25 protein-coding genes are annotated in these 25,506 nt (G+C 70.5%); 8 read left to right on the forward strand and 17 right to left on the reverse strand.

Features of this window, described 5'->3' with window-relative positions; all coding sequences use genetic code 11:
• Positions 1-120 precede the first annotated feature (120 nt).
• The 6 genes from mmsB to AC1RRS_RS07780 form a co-directional block, all read right to left on the reverse strand.
• Positions 121-1,074 (reverse strand): 3-hydroxyisobutyrate dehydrogenase, encoded by a 954-nt coding sequence (gene mmsB, locus AC1RRS_RS07755; RefSeq protein ID WP_492854935.1) that lies wholly within the window; start codon positions 1,072-1,074, stop codon positions 121-123.
• 17 nt (positions 1,075-1,091) lie between these two features.
• Positions 1,092-1,898, reverse strand: coding sequence for a class I SAM-dependent methyltransferase (locus tag AC1RRS_RS07760; RefSeq protein ID WP_492854629.1), 807 nt, complete (start codon positions 1,896-1,898; stop codon positions 1,092-1,094).
• Positions 1,899-1,995: 97 nt separating this feature from the next.
• Positions 1,996-3,069 (reverse strand): enoyl-CoA hydratase/isomerase family protein, encoded by a 1,074-nt coding sequence (locus AC1RRS_RS07765; RefSeq protein ID WP_492854630.1) that lies wholly within the window; start codon positions 3,067-3,069, stop codon positions 1,996-1,998.
• An 8-nt stretch (positions 3,070-3,077) separates the two neighbouring features.
• The gene (locus tag AC1RRS_RS07770) at positions 3,078-3,683 is read right to left on the reverse strand and encodes a histidine phosphatase family protein (RefSeq protein WP_492854631.1); all 606 of its coding nucleotides are present in this window, start codon (positions 3,681-3,683) and stop codon (positions 3,078-3,080) included.
• The gene (locus tag AC1RRS_RS07775; protein ID WP_492854632.1) at positions 3,680-4,135 is read right to left on the reverse strand and encodes a DUF6968 family protein; all 456 of its coding nucleotides are present in this window, start codon (positions 4,133-4,135) and stop codon (positions 3,680-3,682) included. The genes AC1RRS_RS07770 and AC1RRS_RS07775 overlap by 4 nt, the downstream gene beginning before the upstream one ends.
• A 49-nt stretch (positions 4,136-4,184) precedes the next feature.
• On the reverse strand, positions 4,185-5,324 hold the full coding sequence (locus AC1RRS_RS07780) for an isobutyryl-CoA dehydrogenase (RefSeq protein ID WP_492854633.1): 1,140 nt from the start codon (positions 5,322-5,324) through the stop codon (positions 4,185-4,187).
• Positions 5,325-5,530: 206 nt separating this feature from the next.
• Here AC1RRS_RS07780 and AC1RRS_RS07785 point away from each other — a divergent pair, with 206 nt between their 5' ends.
• The 7 genes from AC1RRS_RS07785 (at position 5,531) to arfB (ending at position 10,420) form a co-directional block, all read left to right on the forward strand.
• Entirely contained in the window at positions 5,531-5,971 is a 441-nt protein-coding gene (locus tag AC1RRS_RS07785) for a DUF2147 domain-containing protein (protein ID WP_487291138.1), read from the forward strand.
• Positions 5,972-6,047: 76 nt separating this feature from the next.
• Positions 6,048-7,049: a porphobilinogen synthase gene (gene hemB, locus AC1RRS_RS07790; RefSeq protein ID WP_492854634.1), complete on the forward strand. Its 1,002-nt coding sequence runs from the start codon at positions 6,048-6,050 to the stop codon at positions 7,047-7,049.
• A 1-nt stretch (position 7,050) separates the two neighbouring features.
• On the forward strand, positions 7,051-7,908 hold the full coding sequence (locus AC1RRS_RS07795; protein ID WP_492854635.1) for a helix-turn-helix transcriptional regulator: 858 nt from the start codon (positions 7,051-7,053) through the stop codon (positions 7,906-7,908).
• Positions 7,909-7,940: 32 nt separating this feature from the next.
• The gene (locus AC1RRS_RS07800) at positions 7,941-9,020 is read left to right on the forward strand and encodes a serine hydrolase domain-containing protein (RefSeq protein WP_492854636.1); all 1,080 of its coding nucleotides are present in this window, start codon (positions 7,941-7,943) and stop codon (positions 9,018-9,020) included.
• A gap of 35 nt (positions 9,021-9,055) precedes the next feature.
• Positions 9,056-9,454, forward strand: coding sequence for an NUDIX hydrolase (locus AC1RRS_RS07805; RefSeq protein WP_492854637.1), 399 nt, complete (start codon positions 9,056-9,058; stop codon positions 9,452-9,454).
• Positions 9,455-9,542: 88 nt separating this feature from the next.
• Positions 9,543-10,001: a YaiI/YqxD family protein gene (locus AC1RRS_RS07810; protein WP_492854638.1), complete on the forward strand. Its 459-nt coding sequence runs from the start codon at positions 9,543-9,545 to the stop codon at positions 9,999-10,001.
• Entirely contained in the window at positions 9,998-10,420 is a 423-nt protein-coding gene (gene arfB, locus AC1RRS_RS07815) for an alternative ribosome rescue aminoacyl-tRNA hydrolase ArfB (RefSeq protein WP_492854639.1), read from the forward strand. Before AC1RRS_RS07810 ends, arfB begins: the two co-directional genes overlap by 4 nt.
• A gap of 30 nt (positions 10,421-10,450) precedes the next feature.
• Here arfB and AC1RRS_RS07820 read toward each other — a convergent pair whose 3' ends face one another.
• The 10 genes from AC1RRS_RS07820 to AC1RRS_RS07865 all read right to left on the reverse strand — a co-directional run bounded on the left by AC1RRS_RS07820 (position 10,451) and on the right by AC1RRS_RS07865 (position 23,072).
• On the reverse strand, positions 10,451-10,726 hold the full coding sequence (locus AC1RRS_RS07820) for a hypothetical protein (protein WP_492854640.1): 276 nt from the start codon (positions 10,724-10,726) through the stop codon (positions 10,451-10,453).
• A 100-nt stretch (positions 10,727-10,826) separates the two neighbouring features.
• A complete protein-coding gene (locus AC1RRS_RS07825) occupies positions 10,827-11,306 on the reverse strand; it encodes a MarR family winged helix-turn-helix transcriptional regulator (RefSeq protein WP_487291149.1) in 480 nt (159 codons plus the stop codon).
• A gap of 182 nt (positions 11,307-11,488) precedes the next feature.
• Positions 11,489-12,367 (reverse strand): pentapeptide repeat-containing protein, encoded by an 879-nt coding sequence (locus tag AC1RRS_RS07830; protein ID WP_492854641.1) that lies wholly within the window; start codon positions 12,365-12,367, stop codon positions 11,489-11,491.
• Between the two features lie 229 nt (positions 12,368-12,596).
• Positions 12,597-14,378, reverse strand: coding sequence for a CIA30 family protein (locus tag AC1RRS_RS07835; RefSeq protein ID WP_492854642.1), 1,782 nt, complete (start codon positions 14,376-14,378; stop codon positions 12,597-12,599).
• A 50-nt stretch (positions 14,379-14,428) separates the two neighbouring features.
• Positions 14,429-16,939 carry a zinc-dependent metalloprotease gene (locus AC1RRS_RS07840; protein WP_492854643.1) on the reverse strand — a complete coding sequence of 837 codons (2,511 nt, stop codon included), beginning with the start codon at positions 16,937-16,939 and terminating at the stop codon, positions 14,429-14,431.
• Between the two features lie 153 nt (positions 16,940-17,092).
• Positions 17,093-17,233 carry a hypothetical protein gene (locus tag AC1RRS_RS07845; protein ID WP_492854644.1) on the reverse strand — a complete coding sequence of 47 codons (141 nt, stop codon included), beginning with the start codon at positions 17,231-17,233 and terminating at the stop codon, positions 17,093-17,095.
• 35 nt (positions 17,234-17,268) lie between these two features.
• Positions 17,269-18,546, reverse strand: a complete 1,278-nt coding sequence (locus AC1RRS_RS07850; protein WP_492854645.1) for an RICIN domain-containing protein — start codon at positions 18,544-18,546, stop codon at positions 17,269-17,271.
• 305 nt (positions 18,547-18,851) lie between these two features.
• Complete coding sequence (locus tag AC1RRS_RS07855) at positions 18,852-20,471, reverse strand: adenylate/guanylate cyclase domain-containing protein (protein WP_492854646.1); 1,620 nt, start codon at positions 20,469-20,471, stop codon at positions 18,852-18,854.
• A 130-nt stretch (positions 20,472-20,601) separates the two neighbouring features.
• Positions 20,602-21,021, reverse strand: coding sequence for a hypothetical protein (locus AC1RRS_RS07860; protein ID WP_487291161.1), 420 nt, complete (start codon positions 21,019-21,021; stop codon positions 20,602-20,604).
• Positions 21,022-21,047: 26 nt separating this feature from the next.
• Entirely contained in the window at positions 21,048-23,072 is a 2,025-nt protein-coding gene (locus AC1RRS_RS07865) for a toll/interleukin-1 receptor domain-containing protein (protein WP_492854647.1), read from the reverse strand.
• 43 nt (positions 23,073-23,115) lie between these two features.
• Between AC1RRS_RS07865 and AC1RRS_RS07870 the strand changes: the two genes are divergently transcribed.
• Entirely contained in the window at positions 23,116-23,874 is a 759-nt protein-coding gene (locus tag AC1RRS_RS07870) for a Crp/Fnr family transcriptional regulator (RefSeq protein ID WP_492854648.1), read from the forward strand.
• On the opposite strand, the gene treF is transcribed toward AC1RRS_RS07870, so the two are convergent.
• Entirely contained in the window at positions 23,871-25,463 is a 1,593-nt protein-coding gene (treF, locus tag AC1RRS_RS07875; protein WP_492854649.1) for an alpha,alpha-trehalase TreF, read from the reverse strand. The two genes, AC1RRS_RS07870 and treF, sit on opposite strands and share 4 nt — an antisense overlap.
• Positions 25,464-25,506 lie beyond the last annotated feature (43 nt).

Raw genomic sequence — 25,506 nt, forward strand, 5'->3', positions numbered from 1 at the left:
GCCCGGCTTTTCGCACCGCGCCGACGTAGTGTCCACCTAAGGGCCTCTACCTACAAATTGGAATTAGGCTTGGTGTCGCATCGATTGGTTCTATGAGCGGCGGACTCAACCCTGCCTTGTTCAGGCAAGCTCCGCAAGACGTCCGCGCAACAGTTGCAGCACGGCCGAGAAATCCTTGCCGCCGAAGCCGTTGGCGTCGAACAGGGCGTAGAGCGCCTCGGCCTGGGCGCCCATGGGCGTGCTGGCCCCGGCCCGGGCGGCGGCTTCCTGGGCGAGCTTGAGGTCCTTGAGCATCATCGCCGTGGCGAATCCGCCCTCGTAGCCGCGGTCGGCCGGCGTGGCGGGGCCAACGCCCGGCACCGGGCAATAGGTCGAGACCGACCAGCACTGGCCCGACGACTGGCTGGCGATCTCGAAGAAGCGGTCGGCGGCCAAACCGAGCTTCTCGGCCAGGGCGAAGGCCTCGCAGGTCCCCAGCATCGAGACGCCCAGCAGCATGTTGTTGCAGATCTTGGCCGCCTGCCCCGCCCCGTGGCCGCCGGCGTGGATCACCGCCCGCGCCATCGGCTTCAGCGCGGCCTCGACGGCGGCGAAGTCGGCGTCGTCGCAGCCGACCATGAAGGCCAGGCTCCCGGCCTCGGCGGCCATGATCCCGCCGGACACCGGCGCATCGGCGAAGCGGAAACCGGCCGCCCTCGCCTGCTGGGCCACCGCGCGGGCGCTGTCGACGTCGATGGTGGAGCAGTCGATCAGCAGGGCCGACTTCGGCGCATGGGCCAGCACCTGCTCGCCGTAAACGGCGCGGACGTGGGGGCCCGCCGGCAGCATGGTGATGACGATCTCCGCGTCCTTCACCGCATCGGCGATCGACTCGGCGGCCGCGCAGCCCGCGCCGACCGCGCGCTCCAGCGCCTTGGCCGACAGGTCGAACGCCGCCACGGCGTGGCCGGCCCTGGCCTGGTTGGCGGCCATGCCGCCGCCCATGTTGCCCAGGCCGATGAAGGCGATCCTGGTCATCGCTACGCTCCCTAAATGCGAACCGCGCCTACGTGGGCGCGGTCCTTGTCGTTGCAGTCCGGCGTCGGGAGCGCTTAACGCGCCCCGGCCGGCTTGCGGAACTTGTAGATGAACTGGTCGGTCTTGCCGCGGATCGACGGGTCGAACACCGAGACGTTGCGCTTGTCGGCGGCGTCGCGCAGCACGCGGCTCTCGCCCTCGAAGACGAAGCCGGCGGCGGTGACCTCGGCCTTGACGGTCTCGGGGTCGATGCGGTGCAGCTTCTCGGAGTCGCGCAGGCCCGAGCCCGGCTGGGCCGAGTGATCGAGCACCAGGTAGACGCCGCCCGGCTTCAGGGCCTGGAAGATCTTGCGGTTCACGACCGACAGGTCGGCCGGACCCATCAGCGGGGTATGCATGTCGTGATAGTTCTGGGCGGTGAACACCAGGTCCAGCTTCTCGGGCGCGCTGAAGTTGGGCAGGGTGTTGAGGATCACCGACACGTTCTTGTAGGCCGGATCGGCGGCGATGGCGTTCACCGCCGGCTCGCGCTTGGCCAGCTTGGTCAGCTCGTCCGGCACATAGGCGTAGACGTGGCCGCGCGGACCGACGGCCCGCGACAGGATGCGGGTGAAGTAGCCGCCGCCCGGGATCAGGTCGGCCACCTTGGCGCCGGTGCGCACGCCGGCGAAGGCCAGCACCTGGGCCGGCAGGCGGTCGGCGTCGCGCTTGCTGTCGGCCTCGGGGCGCAGCGGGTTCTCGACCGCGGCGATGATGTTGGCCGGAATGGCGACCGGAGCGTCGGCCGGAGGCGGCGGCGGCGGCTCGACCGGTCCCATCGGGGTCGTGGCGCAGGCGGTCAGGGCGAGCGCGGCGACGAGGCTGAGAAGCGGCTTACGCATGGTCTTCCTTCCGGAGGGTCTTCTTAGTTGCGCGCAAGCTAGCGACGCGAACCGCCACCGGCAATGCCGTTGGGGCGTCTCCCGACGCCGAACGCCGTCAGGCGTCGGCCAGGGGCGTCCACTCCTCGTCGGCCGGCAGCGGGGCGAAGATCGCCTGGATATCGGCGTCATCCACCGCCTCGACCGTCGGCGGGTCCCAGCGGGGGGCGTTGTCCTTGTCGACGATCACCGCCCGCACGCCCTCGATGAAGTCGTGGCGGCGCACGACGCGCGAGCCGATCCGGTACTCCATGGCCATGTGCTCGGCGAAGTCGGTCATGGCCTCGCCGCGCTTCAGCTGCTCGAAGGCGACCTTCAGGGTCTGAGGCGACTTGGTCTTCAGCACCGCCAGCTGGGCCTTGCCCCAGTCGCTGGAGTCGGCCTCGAGGAACTCGAAGATCTGCTCGACGCTGTCGCCGACGAACAGGCGGTTGAGATCCTGCTCGAAACCGACCAGCGGCGCCTTGCCGGCGTCGGCGCGGTACATGCGCAGGGTCTCGTCGATGCGGCGGTGGTCGGCCAGGACGGCCTTCTTCAGCCCCTCGACCGCGCCGAACTCGACGAAGTGGGTGGCGATCCCCAAGCGCATGCAGTCCGCGCCCTTGATCCGCGCTCCCGTGAGCGCCAGCCACAGCCCCGCCTTGCCCGGCAGGCGCGGCAGGTACCAGCCTCCGCCGACGTCGGGGAACAGGCCGATGCCGGTCTCGGGCATGGCGAAGGTCGTGCGCTCGGTGGCTATGCGGTAGTGGGCCGGCATCGAGATCCCGACGCCGCCGCCCATGACCACGCCGTCCATGATCGCCACCACGGGGCGGTCGTAGTGGAACAGCAGGTGGTTCAGCCGGTACTCGGTGTGGAAGAACTTGCGCGCCTCGACCCCGTCGCCCGCCCCGCTCTCTGCGAGCATGCGGATGTCGCCGCCGGCGCAGAAGCCGCGCTCGCCGGCGTGGTCGATCATGACCATGTCGATCTCGGGATCGGCCTGCCAGTCCAGCAGGGCCTGGATCATCGTCTCGCACATCGACAGCGTCAGGGCGTGCAGCGCCTGGGGCCGGTTCAGCGTGATCCGGCCCACGTTCTTCTTGACGCGGATCAGAACTTCAGGGGCCAGCTTGGGGGGAGCGTCGGTCATCTGGGATCTCAGGCGAATTCGGGGTCTTCGACGGGCGCGCAGTCGAAGCGGTCGATCTGGCCGGCCATCAGGCGATAGACCGCGTCCTGCGGCACCTCCTGGGCCAGGGTGTCGGCGCGCGACAGGCCGGCATAGGCGCCGCGCAGCAACCGGCCGGCGACGCCGTGGCTGACGACGATCAGCCGGCGCTGGCCTTCCGGAGCCTGCTCGGCCAGCCAGCCGGCGACGCGGGCGGTGACGTCCTCGAAGGTCTCGCCGCCGGGCGCGCGGAAAGCCCATTCATAGCTGGCGAACAGCTCCGGGTTATCGCGGCGAATGTCCTCGCGCAGCCGGCCCGACCAGTCGCCGACGCTGATCTCCAGCAGGCGATCGTCGAAGCTCAGCGAAAGGCCCGTGCGCTCGGCGATCGCCTCGGCCGTATGGCGCGCCCTGCGCAGCGGGCTGGCGACGATCCGCCAGGCGTCGGACGGCTCGCGCGCGACCAGGTCGGCCAGCAGGTCCCCCATGGCCCGCGCCTGGGCGCGGCCGAGCGCGGTCAGGTCGGACTCGGTCTGGCCCTGGAAGCGGCCTTCTCGGTTGAACTGCGTCTGGCCGTGGCGGCAGAGATAGATCACTTGGCTTCGAACCTGGCTTTACGCGCCGCGACGTCTTCGGCGAACAGGTCCATGTAGGGCAAACCCAGGTCGTCGTCCTCTTCGAACCAGTAGGTCGGGATGTCGCCGTCCAGAAGCTCGGCCGCGACCAGTTGCAAGGCCAGCGTCAGCGCCTGCGCCGAGTCGACGCCGCCCGCCCTCAGCTTACGAACCTCACCATCCGCCGTCGTCATGGTCGCATGGCAGAGCCAACTGGAGCCCCAAGGCTGCGGCGTGAACCACCGGCAGAGCAGCGGCTGCGGCGCGCCGTCGACCATAATCTGGTAGGTCCGCTCGCAGGCGACGCCCGCCTCCAGCGGCGGGCCGTCGACCATAATCTGGTAGGTCCGCTCGCAGGCGACGCCCGCCTCCAGCGGCGGGCCGTCCACCTCGTCGATCATGAGAGGATCGGCAGGCGCTTCATCATTGGACATCGCGCTTCAGGTCTTCCTGGTCGGTTAATCGCCGGAGCCTATCGCATCCTCACTGCCGGAACATCTCGCGGGCGATGATCACCCGCATGATCTCGTTGGTGCCTTCGAGGATCTGGTGCACCCGCAGGTCGCGGACGATGCGCTCCAGCGGATAGTCCTGCAGGTAGCCGTAGCCGCCGTGCAACTGCAGGGCGTCGTTGGCGACCTGGAAGCCGGCGTCAGTGGCGAAGCGCTTGGCCATGGCGCACAGCTTGGTGGCCTGCGGGTCCTTGTTGTCGAGCGCGTGGGCGGCGCGGCGCACCATCAGGCGGGCGGCCTCCAGCTCAGTGGCCATGTCGGCCAGCTTGAACTGCAGGGCCTGGAAATCCTTCAGCGGGCGGCCGAACTGGTTGCGGGTCTCCAGATAGGTTTTGGCCGTGTCGAGGGCGAACTGGGCGCCGCCCAGCGAGCAGGAGGCGATGTTCAGCCGCCCGCCGTCGAGGCCCATCATGGCGAAGCGGAAGCCCTCGCCCTCCCCGCCGATGCGGTTGGCGACGGGCACACGGCAGTCGTCGAAATTGACCTGGGCCGTGGGCTGGGCGTTCCAGCCCATCTTGCGCTCGTTGGCCCCGAACGACAGGCCCGGCGTTCCCTTCTCGACCACGAAGGCCGAGACGCCCTTGGGACCTTCGCCGCCGGTGCGGGCCATGACGACATAGACGTCCGACACCCCGCCGCCCGAGATGAAGGCCTTGCCGCCGTTCAGCACATAGTGGTCGCCGTCCAGGCGGGCCGTGGTGCGCATGCCGGCCGCATCGGAGCCCGAGCCCGGCTCGGTCAGGCAGTAGCTGGCGATCAGCTCCATGGTGGTCAGGCGCGGCAGGTAACGCTGGCGCAGCTCTTCGGAGCCGAAGCGGTCGATCATCCACGAAGCCATGTTGTGGATGGTCAGGTACGCCGCCGTCGGCACGTCGCCGTAGCTGAGGGCCTCGAAGATGATCGAGGCGTCGAGGCGCGAAAGGCCGCTGCCGCCGAGGTCGTCCTGCACGTAGATGCCGGCGAAGCCCAGCGCGGCGGCCTCGCGCAGCACGTCGACCGGGAAGTGCTTGCGCTCGTCCCACTGCGCCGAATGCGGGGCAAGGCGTTCCGCGGCGAAGCTGGAGGCCATCTCCTGGATGGCGCGTTGATCGTCGTTCAGCGCGAAATCCATGCGCCGTTTCCTCCCATGCGGGGCACATCCGCCCTCATCGTCTTGGCCGCTGACGTGCCTCGCCCGGCGGAGTGTGTCAATCATATCTCAGTTGGCGAATATGAATGCGGCGCCGCAGCGAAATCGGGTGCGAAACGTCGCACCTCCCTTGATCCGGAACCCTCTCGGTATCAGATCGTCGCTGTCGGAGGCGTCGTCTCGGTTCCATGCAAAAGTTCATTACCGCTTTGGCCGCGGTCGCGGCCCTGTTCACGTTTGTGTCCGCGCCGGCTCACGCCGAGAATCTGGGCGTCTGGCGCAATCCCAAGGACAACATCCGCCTGCACATCACCGACTGCGGCAAGAGCATGTGCGGCTGGGTCGTCTACGCCAGCCGCAAGGCCGAGGCGGACGCCAAGAAGAGCGGCTACGACACCCTGGTCGGCCAGCAGGTGCTGCGCGACTTCGCGCCCACCGGCAACGGCAACATGCGGGGCCGCGTCTTTGTTCCGACGCTGAAGGTGACGCTGAACGGCACGGCCGAGTTCATCGACGCCCGCACCATGCGCGCCAAGGGCTGCGTCCTGGGCGGCCTGTTCTGCAAGTCGCAGGTCTGGACCCGCGTCGACGGCGTCCAGCAGGCCAGCGTCACGACCAAGACCGAGTAGTACGCATTCGCCGCGCAAGGCTCCTTAAGGGCCTTCCGGCCTTGCCTCCCGGGACAACGCGCGCGAAACCCTTCGCATGACCGTTCCTCCTCTCGCCCCCTACCCCGCCTCGCGCCTGCGCCGCCTGCGTCAGGCCGACTGGACCCGTCGTCTCGTGCGCGAGACCGAGGTCAGGCCGTCCGACCTGATCTGGTCGATGGTGGTGCACGAGGGCGAAGGAACCGTGCCCGTCGCCTCGATGCCCGGCGTCGATCGACTGAGCGTCAAGGAGGCCGCCAAGGCCGCCGTCCGCGCCCGCGACCTGGGCATCCCCGCCATCGCCATCTTCCCGCACATCGATCCGTCGCGGAAGGACGCCACGGGCTCGATCGCCGCCGATCCGGACGGGGTGATCCCGCGCGCGGTCAAGGCCATGAAGGACGCCGCCCCCGAGGTCGGCATCATGTGCGACGTAGCCCTGGATCCCTTCACCGACCACGGCCACGACGGCGTGGTCGAGGGCGGCAAGATCCTCAACGACACCACCATCGAGCGCCTGATTGAGCAGGGCCTGATGCAGGCCGCCGCCGGCGCCGACATCCTGGCCCCTTCGGACATGATGGACGGCCGCATTGGCCGCCTGCGGGGCGCGCTGGAAGGCCATGGCCACCACGATACCCTGATCATGTCGTACGCCGCCAAGTACGCCTCGGCGTTCTACGGCCCCTATCGCGACGCCATCGGCTCGGCCAAGCTCTCGGCTGGTCAGGGCGACAAGAAGACCTACCAGATGGATCCGTCCAACACGGAAGAGGCCATCCGCGAGGTCGCGCTCGACATCGCCGAGGGCGCCGACATGGTCATGGTCAAGCCGGGCCTGCCCTATCTCGACATCCTGCGCCGCCTCGTCGACGAGTTCCGCATGCCAACCTACGCCTTCCAGGTGTCGGGCGAGTACGCGATGATCAAGGCCGCCGGGGCCAACGGCTGGATCGACGAGGAGCGCGCCATCCTCGAAAGCCTGGCCGCCTTCAAGCGGGCCGGCGCGGCCGGCATCATCACCTACTTCGCCCCCTGGGCGGCGCAGAAGCTGGGCTGATATGACCGCTCCGAGGACCGCCTTCGCACCGGGACGGTTCTATGGCGCGCCGACGGTCGAGCGTCAGCTGCCGGGCGTGCGGCTCGCGCACCTGGCGGCCACCACCAGCGCCGAGCACGTGCACGAGCACAGCCACGACGACGCCCACTTCGTGCTGGCCACCCACGGCCGCTACGAGACCACGGCCTGGGGCCCCGCCACCGAGGGTCCGGTGCTGGTCTACAATCCGCCGGGCGTCGTCCATCGCGACCGCTTCGTCGACAAGGGCGGTTACTTCCTGGCCGTCAGCTTCGGGGCGGGCGACTGGCGGGGACTGGCCGACGGCCGGGCGGCGATCGACGCCCTGCGGCTGACCGGTCCGGTCGCCCGCAGCGCCGCCCTGCGCCTGACCCGCTCGCTGCTGTCGGCCGACGCCGAGGCGCTGTCGCTGGAGGCCCTGAGCCTGGAACTGGCGGCCGAGGCCCTGGCCCCTGCGCGCGACAGCGACCATCCCCCGCCCTGGCTGGCCCTGGCCGAGACCTTCCTGGCCGACGCCTTCGACCAGCCGATCGGCGTGGCCGACCTGGCCCGCGTCGCCGGGGTGCATCCCGTCCACCTGGCGCGCGGCTATCGCCGCTGGCTGGGCGCCGCGCCGGGCGAGCGGCTGCGCACGCGACGGCTGGAACGGGCGGCCGACCTTTTGATGCAGGGCCGCGTCTCCATCGGCGAGATCGCCCTCAGCGCGGGGTTCTGCGACCAGAGCCACCTCAATCGCCAGTTCCGCCTGGCCTATGGCGTGACGCCCGGCGAGTTCGCGCGGCTGTGCGGGCGCCGGTCGGATGTTTCATGCGTCCAAGACGAGACCCCGACGCTCGCCTAAAGCTTGGGCGTGCAAGTCGGAGTCGCTTTGTCGTGAAACGCTTTCTGTTCGCCGCCGCCCTGGCGCTGGCCCCGCTTTCGTATGCTCACGCCGCCCCGGACTGGGCGAGCGCCGCGCCGGCCGCCGAGGGGATGTCGGCCGAAAAGCTGGAGGCCATGTCGGCGGCCATCAAGGCCGGCCAGTTCCAGAAGATCACCAGCGTGTTGATCGCCCGCCATGGCAAGCTGGTGTTCGAGGCCTATTACGATGACGAGGGCCCGGAAGCCCGCCGCAACACCCGCTCGGCCACCAAGACCGTCACCGCCATGCTGGCCGGGGCCGCCATCGCCCGCGGCGCCATTCCGAACGTGGATGCGCCGATCAAGCCCTACCTGAAGGGCCGCCCGCCGGCCGCCAATCCCGATCCGCGCAAGGACAAGGTCACGGTCGAGGACCTGATGACCATGAGCTCCATCGCCGAATGCGACGACGAGAACCAGTTCTCGCGCGGCAACGAGGAGCGGATGTATCTGATCGAGGACTGGGTCGGCTTCTATCTCGACCTGCCGGTGCGCGGCTTTCCCGAGTGGGCGCCCAAGCCCGAGGCCTCGCCCTACGGCCGGGCGTTCTCCTACTGCACGGCCGGCGTGACCACCCTGGGGGCCGTGGTGCAGGGCGCGGTCGGCAAGCCCCTGCCCGCCTTCGCCCGCGAGGCGCTGTTCGGGCCGCTGGGGATCGAGGGCGAGCGCTGGCAGATCTCGCCCCTGGGCCTGGCCCAGGGCGGCGGCGGGCTTGGCCTGCGCAGCCGCGACCTGCTGAAGCTGGGCCAGCTCTATCTCAACGGCGGCAAGTGGGACGGCAAGCAGGTGCTGCCGGCCTCGTTCGTCGCCGCCGCCACCGCGCCGCACGCCAACGCCCGGCCGGACACCGACTACGGCTACCTGATCTGGCTGCAGACCTTTGCGGGCCACAAGGCCTGGGTGATGAACGGCTCGGGCGGCAACAAGGTCGCCATCGTGCCCGATCTCGACCTGGTGGCGGTGGTCACCACGGTCAATTTCGACGTCCGCCAGCCGCATGCGATCAGCGAAAAGCTGCTGGCCGAGCACGTGCTGGCGGCCGCTCAACCCTGACGCGCCGAATCTCCGAAGCGGCTATGCTGGGGGCCATGACCAAGGTCCTCGACATCGTCACCGCCGTGATCCGCGACGACGCCGGCGCCATGCTGCTGGTGCGCAAGCGCGGCACGGCGATCTTCATGAAGCCGGGCGGCAAGCGCGATCCCGGCGAGGACGACCTGACGGCCCTGGCCCGGGAACTCGACGAGGAACTGGGCTGCCGGCTGGTCTCGGCCAACCTGCTGGGTCGCTTCTCTGCTCCTGCCGCCAACGAGGCGGGCTTCACGGTGCAGTCGGCGACCTATCTGGCCGTCGTCGAAGGCGACATCGCCGCCAGGGCCGAGATCGAGGAGCTGGCCTGGATCGACCCCGCCGCCCCGCCCGCCGGCCTGCCCCTGGCGCCGCTGCTGAAGGACGAAGTGATTCCGGCCCTGCTGGCCCTGGTCTGACAGCCGAGCTCAAACACTTGCCGCGCGCCTGGCGGGCTAGCCGCTCACACCTAGCCCTGGCGCGCTTTGCCTGTGCTATAGGGCGGCCATGACGACGATCTACATCGACGCCGACGCCTGCCCCGTGAAGGACGAGACCTACAAGGTCGCGGCCCGCAACGGCCTGAAGACCTATGTCGTCTCCAACAGCTGGATCCGCGTTCCCGCCACCCCCGCCATCGAGCAGATCGTGGTCGACGCCGGCCCCGACGTCGCCGACGACTGGATCGCCGAGCGCGCAGGGCCAGGCGACGTGGTGGTGACCAACGACATCCCCCTGGCCGACCGCGTGCTGAAGGCCGGCGGCGCGGCCATCGCGCCCAACGGCCGGGTGTTCACGAGCGACATGATCGGCTCGGCCCTGGCCTCGCGTTCGATCGGCGAGCACCTGCGCTCGATGGGCGAGGTCACCAGCGGCCCCAAAGCCTTCGGCCCGCAGGACCGCAGCAAGTTCCTCCAGGCCCTCGACCAAGCGGTCGTGAAGGCCCGCCGCGTGGTCCCGCGATGATCGAGATCACCTCCTGGCTGCGCATCGACGAGGACGAACTGGTCGAAAAGGCCGCCCGCGCCTCGGGCCCCGGCGGCCAGCACGTCAACAAGACCTCGACGGCGATCGAGCTGCGCTTCGACGTCGCCAACTCCCCGACCCTGACCGACGAGATCAAGGCCCGGCTGACGGCGCTGGGCGGCAGCCGCATGACCCAGGAGGGCGTGCTGGTGCTGTTCGCCCAGGGCCACCGCTCGCAGGAACTGAACCGCCAGGACGCCCGCGAGCGCCTGGTCGACCTGATCCGCCGCGCCACCGAGAAACCCGAGCCCCGCCGCCCGACCAAGCCGACCTATTCCAGTAAGCTCAAGCGCCTGGAGACCAAGACGAAGCGGTCAGGCGTGAAGTCCATGCGCGGCAAGGTCAGGCACGACGACTGACCGCGCGACACCCCGTCTAGTTGGGCCCGTCTAGTTGGGATCGACAACGCCCACGGCCAGGCGAGCACCGTTGACCTGCTGTTCGACAACGAACACCGCCTCGCCCTGGGTCAACAGGGTGAGTTGGCCATCGACGATGGTTCCGAAAAGATTGGCCAGCACGATATCGGCCGACCCCTGCCCCCCGTGCTGGATCATCGCATCCCAACCCATCATCTGATAGGTCACGCCGCCGGACTGCACGGCGATGCCCGTGGGGCCTTGCGCGTAATCCTGAATGTGCTCGGCGACCTGTTCGACGTTCATGTGATGGACCTCCCCTTAGCGGCCTCTAGCGGCCGGAGAGCTCCACCATGGAGCGCAATCACTTAATCGGAGATTGCGCTCCAGGCGTGATCGGCAGAGATCAGGCCATCGTCGGAATCGGCGGGCCGAACGAGAGGATCTCGTCTTTCCAGTCGGGTTCCGGGATCAGGCCGCCCAGCATCTTCTTCAGATAGAAGGCCAGGGCCGACTGCTCGTCGGCGCTCAGTTCCGAACAGGCTTCCTGGTGCAGGGGCGCGAGCTCGCTGCGGATCTGCTCCAACAGCGCCGCCCCCGTCTCGGTCAGGCGCACCACCACCTTGCGGCGGTCGTTCGGGGCGCCGCCGCGTTCGACCAAGCCGTCGCGGATCAGGCCGTCGATCGACCGGGTTAGCGTGGTGCGGTCCGCCGCCGAAAGCTTGGCCAGCCGCGTCATCGAACACTCGCCGAACCGGGCCAGCGACAGCATCGCCACCCATTTCGGAAACGACAGACCGTGACTCGCAACATGGTCGGCCGCCAAGGCGCGCCGATGCTGCTCGGTCTGATACATCAAATAGCTCAAATAGCTGGGCAGGGGCATGGATTGCCCCTCCCTCAGGTCATGCTGTGGCATGGTGTCCCCCCGCGCCGTGCGTCTTGATCTCACAACCTCTGCTGTTGCGCAATCGCCGCGAGGTCCCTAGCCAACGCAGCGTTCACCATCTTAGCAAACGCGGCCGTGAGAACCGCGTTCCGGATGATGTTAGCGGAACCGCCTGGCGGTCAGCGCCTGGGCGAAACGGGCGGGGCCGGAGGCGCGGGCGGGGCCGGCGGAGCAGGCATGCCCTGGATGATCGAGATCCGCGAACGGCTGCTGCGGCCGCAGGCCTTGATCGACAGCCCCGGCGGCAGGCGCGTGGCGGTGTCGCCGCAGGCCTCGTCGAGCTGGTCCTGCGTCAGGCCCTTGGCCCCGCTGAGATCGACGCCGAACAGGCGCACGCCCGAGAAGTCCGCGCCCTTGAAGTCCGCGCCCGTGAAGCTGCCGCCCCGCAGGTTGGAGGCCGTCAGCGAGGCGTTGCGGAACTGGGCGCGGTCGAACCGGCCGCCGGTGAGGTTGGAGCCGTTGATCTCGGCGTTGGAGAAGTCGGCGCCGCGGGCGTTGACCGAGGTCAGGTTGCTGCCGTGCATCTCGGAATTGGCCAGGCGCGCGTCGATCAGGCTGGCGGCCTCCAGATTGGCGCCGTGCAGCTCGGCCGAGGTCAGGTCGGCGCGGGCCAGGTTGGCGTTCTGGAAGTTGGCGGCGCTCGACTCCACGCCCGACAGGCGGGCCCCGGAGAAGTTGGCGTTCTGGAAATTGGCGCCGCGCATCTCGGCCCCGCGCAGGTCGGCGCGCGACAGGTCGGCGGACTGGAAGTTGGAGCCGAAGAACACCGCGCCGCGCAGATCCGCGCCGATCAGGTTGGCCTTGGCGAAGTTGGCGCCGGTGAACTTGGCGCCGGTCATCTTGCGGCCGGCCAGATCGCAGCTCACGCACATGCCACCGAGCGACACCAGGCGCGCCACGTCCTTGTCCTCGATCGAGGCCTTGGCCTGGGCCTGTCCGGCCAGGGTCGTCAGACCCATGACCAGGGCGGCGGCGAGCATGTTGCCCATTCGGGCCATCGGCGGTCTCCGTGCGGTCCAATAAGCGACCTTGCTGGTTACGGTTTGAGCCGCGGACCGCCGCAAGACCACTTAAATCGCGGTAATGACGGGGATTCGTCATCCCCGTCGCCCGCCGAACGCTTGTTCCATTGGGGAGACAAGCGCTCGCCGCGTCAAACCGCCACGCCCCCGAAATCCGCCTGACGGACCTCGGACGGACCTGGAAGACGGACCCGGCAAACGGACCTCAGTAGAAGGTCACATCGTCCAGCTCGAACCACAGCTTGGCGCCGGCCGGACGTTCGCCCTCGACGCCCACTTCGAAGAGGTCGGTTCCGGTCCAGGCCTTCTTCTCGGCCTTGCTCGAAGCCGGCGTGAAGGCCGAGAACGGCAGCGTCACCTTGGTCCATTGCGGACCGGCCTTGACCTTGGCCTGCCAGCGGCCGCCGGCGGTGTTGAAGCCCACCACATAGGTTCCGCCGTCGCCGCGCAGCGACAGCGACAGGCCCTTGAAGGCGCTGGCGTCCACCGGCGTCACCGAACCGCGGGTGAGCGGCAGCAGCACGCCGGCCGAGGCGTCGTCCTTGGTCGCCATGCGGGCGCCGACGCTCAGCACCTTGCCGCCGCCTTCGCGGTCGATGACCTGCGAGACCTCGAGGCTGCGGTCGCGGCCGCCGTCGAAGTCGTCCAGGCGCAGGGTGTCGAGGCTGGTGCGGCCGTCGGCGCGCTCGAAGTCGTCGATCAGGGCGGTCGCCTTCACGGCCGCCGGCGTCATGCGGTCGTTGGCGGGCGAGCGCGCCGCGCCGGGGCCGAAGGCGGCCTGGCCGTCGATGAACACCCGCTCGACCTTGTAGACGTCGGTGATCGTGTCCCACGGCTTGCCGCCGAGCAGCACGAAATCAGCGCGCTTGCCGGCCTCCAGCGTGCCGCGGTCGGCGATCAGGTTCATGGCCTTGGCGCTGCCGGCCGTGCCGACGGTCAGGGCCTGGGCCGGGGTCAGGCCGGCCTGGACCAGCAGTTCCAGCTCGCGCTGGCTGGACGAACCGTGCGGCGTGCCGGTCATGCCGGCGTCGGTGCCCAGGGCCAGCGGCACGCCAGCGTCGAACAGGGTCTTGGCGTTGGACAGCGCGTAGCCGAACTTGGCGCGGGCCTGGCGGGCGCGCGGGCTGTCGGGATCGGCCGGCGGCTTGGCGCCCGGCTTGACCGGCTCGTAGACCGCCAGGGTCGGGGCGTAGGCCATGCCCGAGGCCTTGATCGCCGCCACCGTGGCCGCATCGACCGGCTCGTCCTGCAGGCTGTGGGCGATGACGTCGACGCCGCTCTTGGCCGCCACCATGCCGCGCTCGACCGTGACGGTGTGGGTCAGGACCTTCAGGCCATACTTGTGGGCCTCGTCGGTCAGGGCCTTCAGGGTCCAGGCGTCCATGCTGGTGTTGTCGGGCGCGGAGCCATAGCGCCAGCCGTCGGTGAAGGCCTTGATGGCGTCGGGCTTGTAGGGGGCGATGGCGTCCACCGCCGCCTTGGCGCTCTCGGGGGTGTCGACCCAGCGGGTGGTGGCCTGGTCGGCCCAGTCGGCGCCGTGGCCGCCGGGCGTGCTGATGCGGGCGACGAAGTTGACGTGCGGCGCGGTCAGCGTCCCCAGCCACTGGCGGCGGGGCGCGAAGGATTCCGGCTGCTGGTGGAAGTCGTTCACCGTCGTCACCCCGGCGGCGACATAGGCGTCGGCGATCTTCGGCACGAGGCTGGGAACGCCGTTCGGGGTCCAGTGGGTGTGGACGTCGAAGAAGCCCGGCAGCAGGGCCGCGCCCTTGGCGTCGATGACGGTCGCGCCCTTGGGCGCCTTGACCCCCGCCCCTACGGCGACGATGCGGCCGTCCTTGACCACCAGCGTCCCGTGATAGGGCGCGGCGCCCGTGGCGTCGAAGATCTCGGCGTTCACGACGGCCAGCGGCTTGGTCTGGGCGGCCGCCAGGGACGTCGAGAGCGCGGCGGCGGCGAGCCCTCCGAGCAGGATGCGGGCGAAGGTCATGGACGGGCGTTCCTCGTTCGGGTCCGCGCCCCCGAGGGGACGCTCACACCTCATGACGAACCAGCTTCGCAAAACCAGCAGTCGTCGGCGCCGATCGGCATGCCGGGCGGCAGGGTTTCGACCGCGCCGGCGCGCGGGGCCGCCAGGGCCTTGCGGTCGCCCGAGGTCAGCAGCCGCGAGATCCGCGCCGCCTGGGCGGCTTCGGCCCCCTCGCCTTTCCAGGCGCCCAGGCGCTTGGCGTAGCCCAGCAGGGCCGCGTCGATCTGGGCGGCGGCGGTGGGCGACAGGGCCTTGTCGTCGAGCACGGTCACGAGATCGCCGACCAGCCGCGCCCGCACCCGGCGGCGCAGCTCGCCCGTGCGTCCGCCGGCCTGGGGACCGCCGGGCGACACCGCCGCCAGCAGCGCCTCGACCGTCTCGGCGACGTCCAGCTGGCCCGGATCGCGCCGGTTCTGCTCGACCAGGCGGTTCAGGCGCGCCGGGTTGAGCAGTTGCGACAGGGTGTGGTCGGCGGCGGTCTCGGCCGCCGTCGGCAGATCGAACACCGCCGCCCCCGAGGTCGGGAAGATCTCGATGTCGTAGGCCTTGTCGCGCGAGCCCGACTGACCTTGCGACAGCAGCGAGATCAGCGGGTCCGGCAGGTCGAGCACGGCCGGATCTAGGGTGCGCACCAGCCCCGCCAGCGCCCGGCGCTGATCGGCGGCCGGGGTGGCGGGCGCGGCTTCCCTGCCGTCGCCGACCACCGCATAGCCGTAGTCGACGCCGCCGACGAACTTCACCGCCGCGTCCACCTGATAGCGATGGAAGAGATAGATCGGCACGAGCGCGCGGCGCAGGTCGGCGGCGGGCGCGCCGGCCGGCACGCTGTTCAGCCCGAAGCGCGACAGGGCGATGCGGCGCACGGCCAGAACGTTGTCCAGCTCGACGACCGGGTCGGCCCCGTTGTCCCACAGCGAACCGTAGGGCTGGGCGGCCGACGCCCCACGGGCGTCGGCGTCGGAGACGTAGCGATAGCCCTTGGCCTGGGCGTCGCGCGCCAGGGCGTCCAGGCGCTTGGTCTCGTCGCTTCCGGGCGGCCCCTCGGAGTAGAGCCAGTCGATGGCGAAGACGTCCCAGGCCCCGACGCCCTTCGCATAGGCCTCGGAGAGGTCCAGACGATCGCCGTCCACCTTCACCAGCGGCGCGGGGTAGTCCATCACCGAGGCGCGGCCGTATACGCTGCCGGCGAAATTGTGCGACAGGCCGATGGCGTGGCCGATCTCGTGGGCCGACAGCTGGCGGATGCGCGACAGAGCGATCTGGATCGGGTCGTCCGCCCCGCCCGTCCCCGTCTTGTCGGCGCCCAGCAGGCCCTCGAAGATCATCCGGTCCTGGCGGATGCGCAGCGAGCCCAGCTGGACGACGCCGCGCACGATCTCGCCGGTGCGCGGGTCGACCACCGTGGTTCCGGTCGACCAGCCGCGCGTCTGGCGGTGGATCCAGTTGACCACGTTGTAGCGGGCGTCCATCGGATCGACGCCCTCGGGCAGCGGCTCGACGCGGAAGGCGTCGACATAGCCGGCCGCCTCGAACGCCTGGTTCCACCAGCGGCCGCCCTCGACCAGGGCGCTGCGCACCGGTTCGGGCGCGCCGCGGTCGATGTAGAACACGATCGGCTTCTTGACCGGCGACCGGGCGGCCGTCGGATCGGTCTTCTCCAGCCGGAAGCGCCGCACCAGCCGCTGCACGGTCGGCTTGTCGAGCGGGGCGGCGTAGTCGGCGAACAGCACCTGGGCCGAGGTGCCGGTGCGCGGATCGAAAACGCGCGGCGTAAAGCCCGGGGCCGGCAGGCGGATGAAGCTGTGATGGACGCCGAAGGTCACCGAGCGGGCGTCGGGAACAATGCCCGCGACCTCGCCGCCCGCGTCGTCGGCGGTGAAGGTCTGGCGGGTGTCGAACTCCAAATTGTCGGGGAAGACGCCGACATGGGCCAGATCGACATAGCTGAGGGTCGGGGCGGGCTTGAAGCCGCCCTGCTTGGCGTCCTTCATCGCGCCGGGAATGTTGAAGGCGTCGCGCAGCAGAAAGCCGGCGATGTCGACGGTGAAGCCGCCGCCGCCGCTTTCCTCGGCCACCTCGCCCGACCACACCACCGAGCCCGGGAAGCTGTCGCGGACCGTCCGCCGCTCCTCGGCGCTGCCGTCGACGGCGCGGAATCCGAAGTTCTCGAACTCGGCCAGCACCCGCTTGCCCACGCGGCGGAACACCAGCACCTGGGTGTCGCCGGTCGCCGCGCGATCCAGGCCCACCGGCGTCGCGCCGAGCCCGCCGCTGAGGCTGGGCTGATAGAGGAACCGACCCGAGACGCCGTCCGCGTCCGGCGCCGGCAGGGAGACCAGCACGACGCCCTTGGCCGCGTCGGTCTTCACCGGCAGCAGGCCCGGCGCGGCGGCGGGACGCGCGACGTCGGAGACGGGGGCAGCGGGAGCGAGCGCCAGCGCGGGCGACAGGGACAGGCCGGCCATCGCGCCCGCCAAAGCCAGGACGCGCCACGAGGCGCCGCCGAAACCCGATTTTCTCATGCCCTGCTCCGTTCCCGCCCAGCCGGACGACGCTTGCCGGTTAGCACGCCGTCGCGTCGCGGCTCGCGGAATCGCGACGCCGCCCTCCTGGACGCCCCGAGCCGGACGGTTTCGCCCGGCCGACATGCAGGCAAGCCACTTTTTGAGCGGAGGCTAGTGGATTTCCCGGGCCAGGGCGCGGGCGACAAGTTCGCTGGCCTGGCGGCAACGATCCAGCGACGGGGCGCGACGGGGCGCGAAGACGGCTTCGGCGCGGTCGGGGCGCTCCGCTCCTGGCGCTTCGGCCAAGGTCACCAGCGACAGCTCGGGTCCGGGAGGCGCTATCGACCTCATGGGCAGGCCGCGTCGAAGGCGCGGGTCTCGGCCTCGAACTCGCCCAGCGCCGCCTCGGCCTGATCGGCCATGCGCCGCCAGGCCGCCAGCACGCCGTCGATGTCGGCTTCGGTGGTTCCGGGCGCGTCGAGGCCGGCTTCGAGATCGTCGAGCACGGCGTTCCAGTCGCCGCGCAGGCCGCGAACGCCGGCGACCGTGCGGGCCAGCTCCGCCGCCGAGGCGATCAGGTCGTAGAGCCCGGTCTCGCGGCGCGAGCGCGGCGTGGGCGTGAAGGCCCACTGCTGCGACGGCAGACCCGTTTTCTCCCAAAGCCGCAGCTCGGCCCCGGCCTGCACCCCGCCCTCGCCGCCGATATCCAGAGCGTGGCCGGGAAAGGCGACGTTCTCGATGCAGGCGCCCTGGCGCGGCGGGATCAGGAAGAGGTCGGCGCGCTGCGGCAGGCCGTCCAGCGGTCCGACGCGCGGACGCGGCCCCTCGCTGACCAGCGGGAAGCCGAACGGCGTCGAGGCGTTGGCCAGGGTCCACAGCTTCTCGTCGGGCGAGATGTGCAGGTGCAGCGCCGGCTCGGCCGCCGACTGCAGGCGATGAGAGTCGGAGGCCGCGTCATGGCGCAGACGCCAGAACTGGCGGGCCGCGCCGCCCTTCACCGGCTCCAGATGGGCCTGGCCGTCGTCGTCATAGGCCAGGCAGAGTTCGGGGGCCTCGCGCAGCGAGATGCGCACGGCCGGATCGCGCTCGAAGGCGGCGAACAGGGCGGCGAAGGCCCCGGCGCGGGTGGCGAAGTCGCGCATGCGGGCGGCGAGCGCCGTGGCGCGGTCGGCGCGCATCCGCACCTGCAGGCGCAGCGCCTCCAGCGCGGCCTCGCGCTCCGGGCTCAGCAGCTTGCGATAGGACAGCGGCGCGACGTCCCGGCCGTAGGAGACGAGGTCGCGGGCGAAGGCGGCCATGCCCAGTTGCAGGTCGAGCCCCTGCCCTTCCAGCATGGCGTCGAGTTCGGTCCAGGCGTCGAACAGGCGCTGGCCCTCGGCCGACAGGTCGCCGGGCTCGATGCGTTCGGCGCCGCGTCGCGGCTCCAGCGCCGGACCGACCACTTCTCCAAGGAAACCCACGATGTCGCGGCGCTGGCGCGAGGCCTTCAGGGCCGCGCGGGTGTCGGCGGCGACCCGCCCGAGGGCGGCGACGTCACGCCAGTCGGCGAGACCCAGGTCGAACAGGGAACCGCCAGCGCCCGACCGTCCGCTGGCGTCGCCCGCGAAAAGCAGCAGGCCGGTCATCCCCGCCTCCGCGTCTGGTCCTGAACCTGTCGCAAACCCCTCGTCTCCGCACTGGAGTCGGCGATGGGTCGCTCACGGCGCGCCGCAAGCGACCCCCGCCCCGCATGCGAGAAGCCCCCCAAGACTGTCTCGCGCGCCAATGGCCTGGAAAACCCGGAGCCGTCATGGCGGGACGGCTCCGGGTCCCTTCGATCGCGCGACGTCCGCTCTGGAGGCTTTTGGCCCGGCCGTCCGTGATCTGCGACACGATGTCCCAACCGCCGCCAGGCAGCTGTGCAATTTGTCACAGGGCCGAAGCTTCGCGATCAGCGTCGGGAAAGATTGAAGATCGACAGCGGCGGAAAGCTCTTACGCAGCTTGGTTCTGCCGACATAACCGCAGCGGAATCTGTCGGCGTGGCTGGTCGCCAGGGCCCCAGCCATGGCCTCGCTGACATAGACCGCGCCGGGGGCGACGTCGGGCTCGATTCGGGCAGCGACCACCACGTGGGCGCCGACCACCGCCTGGGCGCCGGTGATCGGGTTCACCCGCAGGTGCACCGGCCCGTAGTGGCCGCCGATGCGCAGGCCAAGGTGCCGGGGCAGGCCCCGGGCGCGCAGGTTCAGCCGGCGGTGAGCCTCCAGCAGCGAAAGGGCCGCCTCGGCGGCGTCGGACGGCTGGCCGAACACCAGGAAGACGCCGTCGCCCCAGGTCTCGACATGCTCCGGCGGCGCGGCGAGGCCGCCGATCGCCTCGGCCATGCCGGCCATCACAACCTCGAAGAAGGCCGGCACCTGGTCGTCGCGCAGCGCGCCGAAGCCGCGCACGTCGATGAACAGCATGGCCTTGACCCCCCGCTCGCCATCGGCGCCGGCGGCGGCGGGCGGGCGGGCCTCGGGCTCGGGGCGCTCGAAGGGCAGGATCGCCTGCGGCCGGCCGGTCTCGCGCCAGTAGGCGACGTCGGCGGCGGCCCCGGCGGGCCCAACGGCCGGACGCCCGTCCCAGACCGCGACCTGCACGGCCTCGGTCGACAGCCCATCGGCCCGCAGGATGGCGCAGCCGGCGGCGAACCGGCTGGCGTAGGCGAAGACCTCGTCGTCGCCGGCGTAAGGATCACGGGACGCAAAGCGCACTGAGGCGGCGCGGGCCAGGCAGGCGTCGAACCGGCCCACCCAGCGCTCGCCGAACGGCCGCACCGAGGTCTCGACATAGGAGGCCAGCGACACGGGCGCGACGACGTGCAGTTCGGCCCCGGCGGCCAGCAGGGCCTCGGCCCACAGGATGTCGGCCCCGGCGGCCAGGCCCCCGTAGCCGAAACCGACGCGCTGAGCGCGCAGGACATCGGTCATCCGGGCTTTCAGCACCGTCTCCTCGGCGAAATCGCCAGCGGCGAACATGTGGCCGGTGAACTGGGCGGCGGCGGGCGGTCGCAGAATCTCCAGCCAGGCGGTCGGCCCGGCGGTCTCTGCGGCGATCATGGTCAGCTGCCGAAGGGTCGAGGCGTGGGACGAGACGCTGGAGGGGGCGCAGGCCACGGCCTTGGCCAGCATGTCGGCGGCGGCCTCGCGGCGGCCCAGCAGGAACAGGGCCTCGGCCCGGCTGGCGCGGTCGAAATAGCCGGCCTCGCCGTCGCTCGGATCACCGGCGTGCTCCAGAGCCAGGGCGGCGAGCTGGGTGGACAGGCGCGCGTCGCCGGCGACGAGGCTCATGGTGGCGGCGTTGACGAGGCCATAGCGCCCCCCGCCTTGGGCGGCGGCGGCGGAATAGCCACGGGCGGAAGCGCGGGCGAAGGCTCTGCGGCGCGCGCCGACGGCGCCCAGGGCCACGTCCTTGAGAAGCCGCGCGCCGAGCGAAAGCGCTTCGGCGTCGTCGGAAGCGGCCAGGCCCAGCCGCGCATATTCGGATCGGGCGAAGTCGGTCGCCCCGGCCCTGGCCAGGGAAAGCACGGCGGCGTGCGCCAGGACGAGCGAGCGGTCGCCGTCGTCCAGCGACCGCCGCGCCAGGTCATAGGCCTGAAGATGCTCGCCGCGCCGAAGCAGCGCGGCGAGCTCGTCGAATGACGTCAGGTCGGACAGATCAAGTGCCGGTGCCGTTTTCGATCAGCGGATCCAGGTCGATGGCCTGGCCCAGCGCGTCGAGCATGAACAGGCTGTAGACGAAGATGCCCTGGCGCTTGCATTCGAACACCACCTTGAACGCGGCGTAGGGAATGCCCTCGGCGTTCGGATCGGGATTGTACTTGGTCCAGGTGTAGCTGGAGAAGTTCTGGCCCCAGTCGTTCTCGAACGAGATCGGCGTCGGCTGGAAGCGCCAGCCCTTTTCCAGAAGGTCGTCGCTGAGGCGGAACTTCAGGAGGCAGCGCTCCGAAAGGTCCAGATCCAGGAGTTCGGGCGGATTGGGCCCGACGTCCATGAAGCTCAGGTTGTCGGGATTGAGACCGACGATGACTTCGACGATCTTATCGGGCTCGGGCCCGGTGACAGTGCTGCCTTGCATAAGAAAAATTCCCCCTTGAGGCGAGTTTAACCTAGGGGTGAATCGCGCCAAAACGCAACAAACTCAGGCTTCGCATAACCTTGTGCGCGGAGTTCGCGGACGATGGCCGACGCATCCTCGGCGCGGCCCAGGCGAGATAGCGCCCGCGCGAGGATATCGCGCCCCTCCGGCGAAAGCGATTCCCGCTGCGGCCACAACAGGCGCTCCACGTCGGCGGCCCTGCCCTGCGTCAGGCGGGCCACGCCGAGCAGCATGGCCTCGCGGTCGGCGTCGCCCTTCACGCCCGGCCGGGCCGCCAGCGAGCGTTCGATCTCGTCCGCCGCGGCCTTGGCCAGGTCCGGCCGGCCATCGATCTCGGCCAGCCTGATGGCCTCGACGCGCAGACGCCCGCTGAGCTTGGCGGTCCAGGCATAGACCTCCGGATTGAGCGCCCTCAACTTGGCCAGCCGCACGCCCGCCCGGGCGTGTATCGACCGCGCTGCAACGAGGTCGCCTCTGGCCATCGCCAGGTCGAACGCGTCCATGTCGGCCGTCGCGGTGTATTCCAGCCACGTGGCGTTCTGCGGATCCAGCGCCACCAGTTCGGCGAAGCCGCGGCCGGCCTCTTCGACCAGACGGCCGGCTTCCTGGGTCTGGCCCAGCTCCAAAGCCCGACGGGCCAGGGCCAACTGGCCAGCATAGACCTTGGCGGCCAACGGCCGGTTGTCGGGCTCCTTGGCGGCCAGCGCCTTGAGATGGGCTTGGGCGGCCGCCCGCGCGGCGTAGGACTCCCGCACGCGTCCCAGCCGCTGCAGGCAGTCGGAGACCCAGCCATGGGTGTCGGCCAGGTCGAGCACGTGGGTCCGTTCATCCGGCGCGGCGCGGTTGGCGGCGGCGAACCGGTCGCGAGCGTCGATGAACATCGCCAGGGCGTCCTTGAGCCTCCCCTGCTCGTACAGCAGGGTGCCTAGGTTGCTGCGGGCGTAGGCGACCTCCAGCCGCCACTCGGCGTTCGACGGATCCAGGCGCGTCAGCCGCTCGGCCAGCTCGCCGTAGCGGCGGAACCCGGCCTCGGCATCGGTCGCCCGCGCCAGGCGCCAGTCCACATAGGCCAGCCAGAAGACGTTCTGGGCATGGTCGTAGAGCCGCTTGCCGTCCTCGGGCTCGCGGTTCGACAGGGCCCCCGAGGTTTGAGCGGCCTGCGAGAAGGCCTGACGCGCGCCCTTCAGGTCGCCCCGCTTGTCGCGGATTTCGCCCAGCAGGGTCTGGGCCTTGGCCTGTTGGGCCAGTTCCGTATCGTCCAGGTCGCCGGTGCGCACATGGGCGTAGTGGGCGAGCGCCCGGGCGCCGACGCCGTCGAGCACGTCCAGCCGGCCGACCGGCTCCAGCTTCTTGCGAAGATCACCCAGCATGTAGGCCACCAGGTCTTCGGCCTCGGCCCGCTGGGCGTCGGCCTCGCGGCGGGCGTCGACGGCGATCAGGGCCAGGGCGCCGGTCACCACCGCCACGCCGAGCGCGCCGGTGGTGATCGCCGTCATCCAGCGCGTGCGACGGCGCGCGTCGCGTTGGATCAGGCTGTCCAGCCGCGTCCCCAGAAGGGTCGCGGCGATCTTCATGAAGGCCAGCCGGCGTCCGTCGCCGCCTGGGCGGATGTCGGCCGCCAGAGGCTCGCCCCCCGGCGGCAGCGCCTCGCGCAGAGCCTGCGGCAGGCAGTCGACGACCTCTCCCCCGCCTTCCGGCGCATCGACCAGCAGGCAGATCACCTGCTGGGGTCCGTGGGTGGAGAGGAAGCAGCGGATCTCCTCGCCGACCCATTTGGAGCGGCGGGCGGCCTCGGAACAGACGACGATCAGGAACTCGGAATGGTCCAGGGCGGTGCGAATCGCCTCGCCCAGATCGGCGGCGGCGGACAGTTCGGCGCGATCACGGAAGATCGGACGCAGCGGACGGCCGGCGGCGGCCCCCACGCCCTTGGGAGGACGATAGGCCTCCAAGCCCTTGTGCAGCCAGTCGACGAGCTTGCCGTCGCCATGGCTGTAGCTGATGAAGGCCTTGTAGTTTAAGTCCCCCATTGCCCCTCGACTCTCCCCGCACGCGAACTCTGGAGCGGCGATTATGGACTCATCCGTCACCGCGAGCACCCCGCACGCTGCAGCTTACGGCGATAACGCCTTCCGGCTGCAGGCGCTGACGGACAGTCGGCTCCTGCGCCACATGAACCCGGCCGAGATCGAAGCCCTGGTGCCGAGGGTCGAAATCCTGTCGGTGCGGCGCGGCGCGCGGCTGGTCCAGCGCCACGATCCGGGCGGCGCGGTCTACATCGTGATCAGCGGCCTGCTGCTGGTGAACCAATACGCCCGCTCGGGCCGCGAGGTCGGCTATCGCCGCCTGCAGCCGGGCTCCTACTTCGGCGAGATCGCCGCCATCGACCGCCTGCCGCGCTCGGCCAACGTCACCGCCCTGACCGAATCCATCGTCGGCCGCCTGCCCGAGCCGCTGGTCGCCGAGCTGATGGCCGGCGCGCCCAACTTCACCCGCGCGGTGCTGGAGGACCTAGCGGCCATGGTCCGGGCGCTGAGCAGCCGGGTGTTCGAGCTGAACGCCGTCTCCGCCCCCTGCCGCGTGCAGATGGAACTGGTGCGCCTGGCCACCGAGGCCGGCATCGAGGAGAATCAGGCGGTGCTGACCAAGGCGCCCACCCACGCCGAGATCGCCGTCCTCGCCGGCGCCCAGCGCGAGGCCGTGACCCGCGAGCTGAACCGCCTGGAGACCCGCCGGCTGATCGCCAAGCAGGGCCGCACCCTGACCATCCTCAACGTCGACGGCCTGGTCGAGGAGATCGAGCGCCTGGGCGGCGACGAGCCGGAGCTTTAGCTCCCGGCGCCCTCCTGGAGCGCCCGCGTCACGCCGTTGGTCCAGCCGAAGCCGTCCTGCAGCGGGTACTCCCCGCCCCCGCCGGCCTTGGCCTCCTCGACGTCGTACTTCTCCAGCATCTTGCCGCTGGCCCGGTACTCGCGCTCGACCGTGGCCAGCCAGCGATCCGAGATCTCGGACGCCAGGGCCGTCTCGCCGTAGCGACGCAGGCCGGCGACGGCCACCCATTGCAAGGGCGCCCAGCCGTTGGGGGTGTCCCACTGCTGGCCGGTGCGGCGGGTGGTGGTGCGCAAACCGCCCAAGGCCAGAAGCTGGGCGCGGGTCGCGGTCGCCACGGCCTTGGCCTGGTCGGGCGAGGCCGCCCCGACGAACAGCGGATAGAGGGTGGCGGCGCTGAGGGCGTCGGTCCGCTCGCCGCCGGTCCAGAGCCAGTCGAGATAGACCCCGCGCGAGGCGTCCCACAGCACCGCGTCCATGGCCGCCTTGCGGGCCTTGGCCCGGCCGTCGAACTCGGCGACGCAAGGCGCGTCGGCGATGCGGGCGCAGCCGGCCGAGATCGCCGTCTCCAGGCCGTACATCAGGCTGTTGAGGTCGACGGGGACGATCGCCGTCGTGCGGATGGTCTTCAGATGCTCGCCGTCGGCCATCCAGCGCGAGGAGAAGTCCCAGCCGCTCTCGGCCCCGGCCCGCAGGTCGCGGAAGACGTCGCCGGGCGGACGTCCGGTGGCCAGCGAGGCCTCGCGGGCGGTCTCCAGGTCCTCGCGGTAGGACTCGTCGCGCGGCGTGACGCGGTCGTCGTAGTAGCGGTTCAGCACCGCCCCGCCCGGCAGGGCGACGACGCGGCGATACGCCTTGCCCGGCGCCACGCTCTTCTCGCCGTCCATCCAGAAGGCGTGTTCGCGCCGCATCAGGTCGACGCGGGCCTTGACCACCGCCGGGTCGGTCGCCTCGGACAGGCCGACCATGGCGTAGAAGAACGGCGGCTGCGAACGGCTGAGATAGTAGGTCCGGGCGCCGTTGGGGATGTGGCCGTAGGCGTCGATCAGCCCGCCGAAGTCGTCGATCATGCTCTCGACCAGATCGCCACGCCCGTCGAGCTTCAGGCCCAGCATCGTGAAGTAGCTGTCCCAGTAATAAATCTCGCGAAAGCGCCCGCCGGGCACGACGAAGGGCTTGGCCATCGCCAGGGCCGAGCCTCCGGCCACGGGCTTGACCGGCTCGCGGGTCAGGTGCGGCCACAGGGCGGCGACGTGGGCTTTCAGCGTCGTACGCTCGGCGCTCGGCGCGGGCGTTGCGCCGGCCTCGGGCACGACGAAGTTGGCGCGCACGAAGCGCTTCAGCTCGGCGTCGGTGAAGCGAGCATGGGCGCGGTAGGCCTTCAGGATGGCGGCCGGGTCGCGCCTGGGCGCAGCGTCGACGAAGGTCTTGCCGTCCGGGAACAGCCGCCGCGTCTGCACCTGGTGGAAAAACTCCTGATAGGTGTCGGCCGGCGTCGGAACCTCCGCCGCCGGGGTCTGCGCCAAGGCCAAGGGCGTCAGCGCCGTCCAGGCCGCTGCGGAGACGACGGCGAGCAGGCGGGCGCGGATCATCATGGCCTCATCGAAGAAAAAGGACGCATCGGACAAAAAGAAC

This window comes from Caulobacter sp. GW821-FHT12A07 (assembly GCF_058807655.1).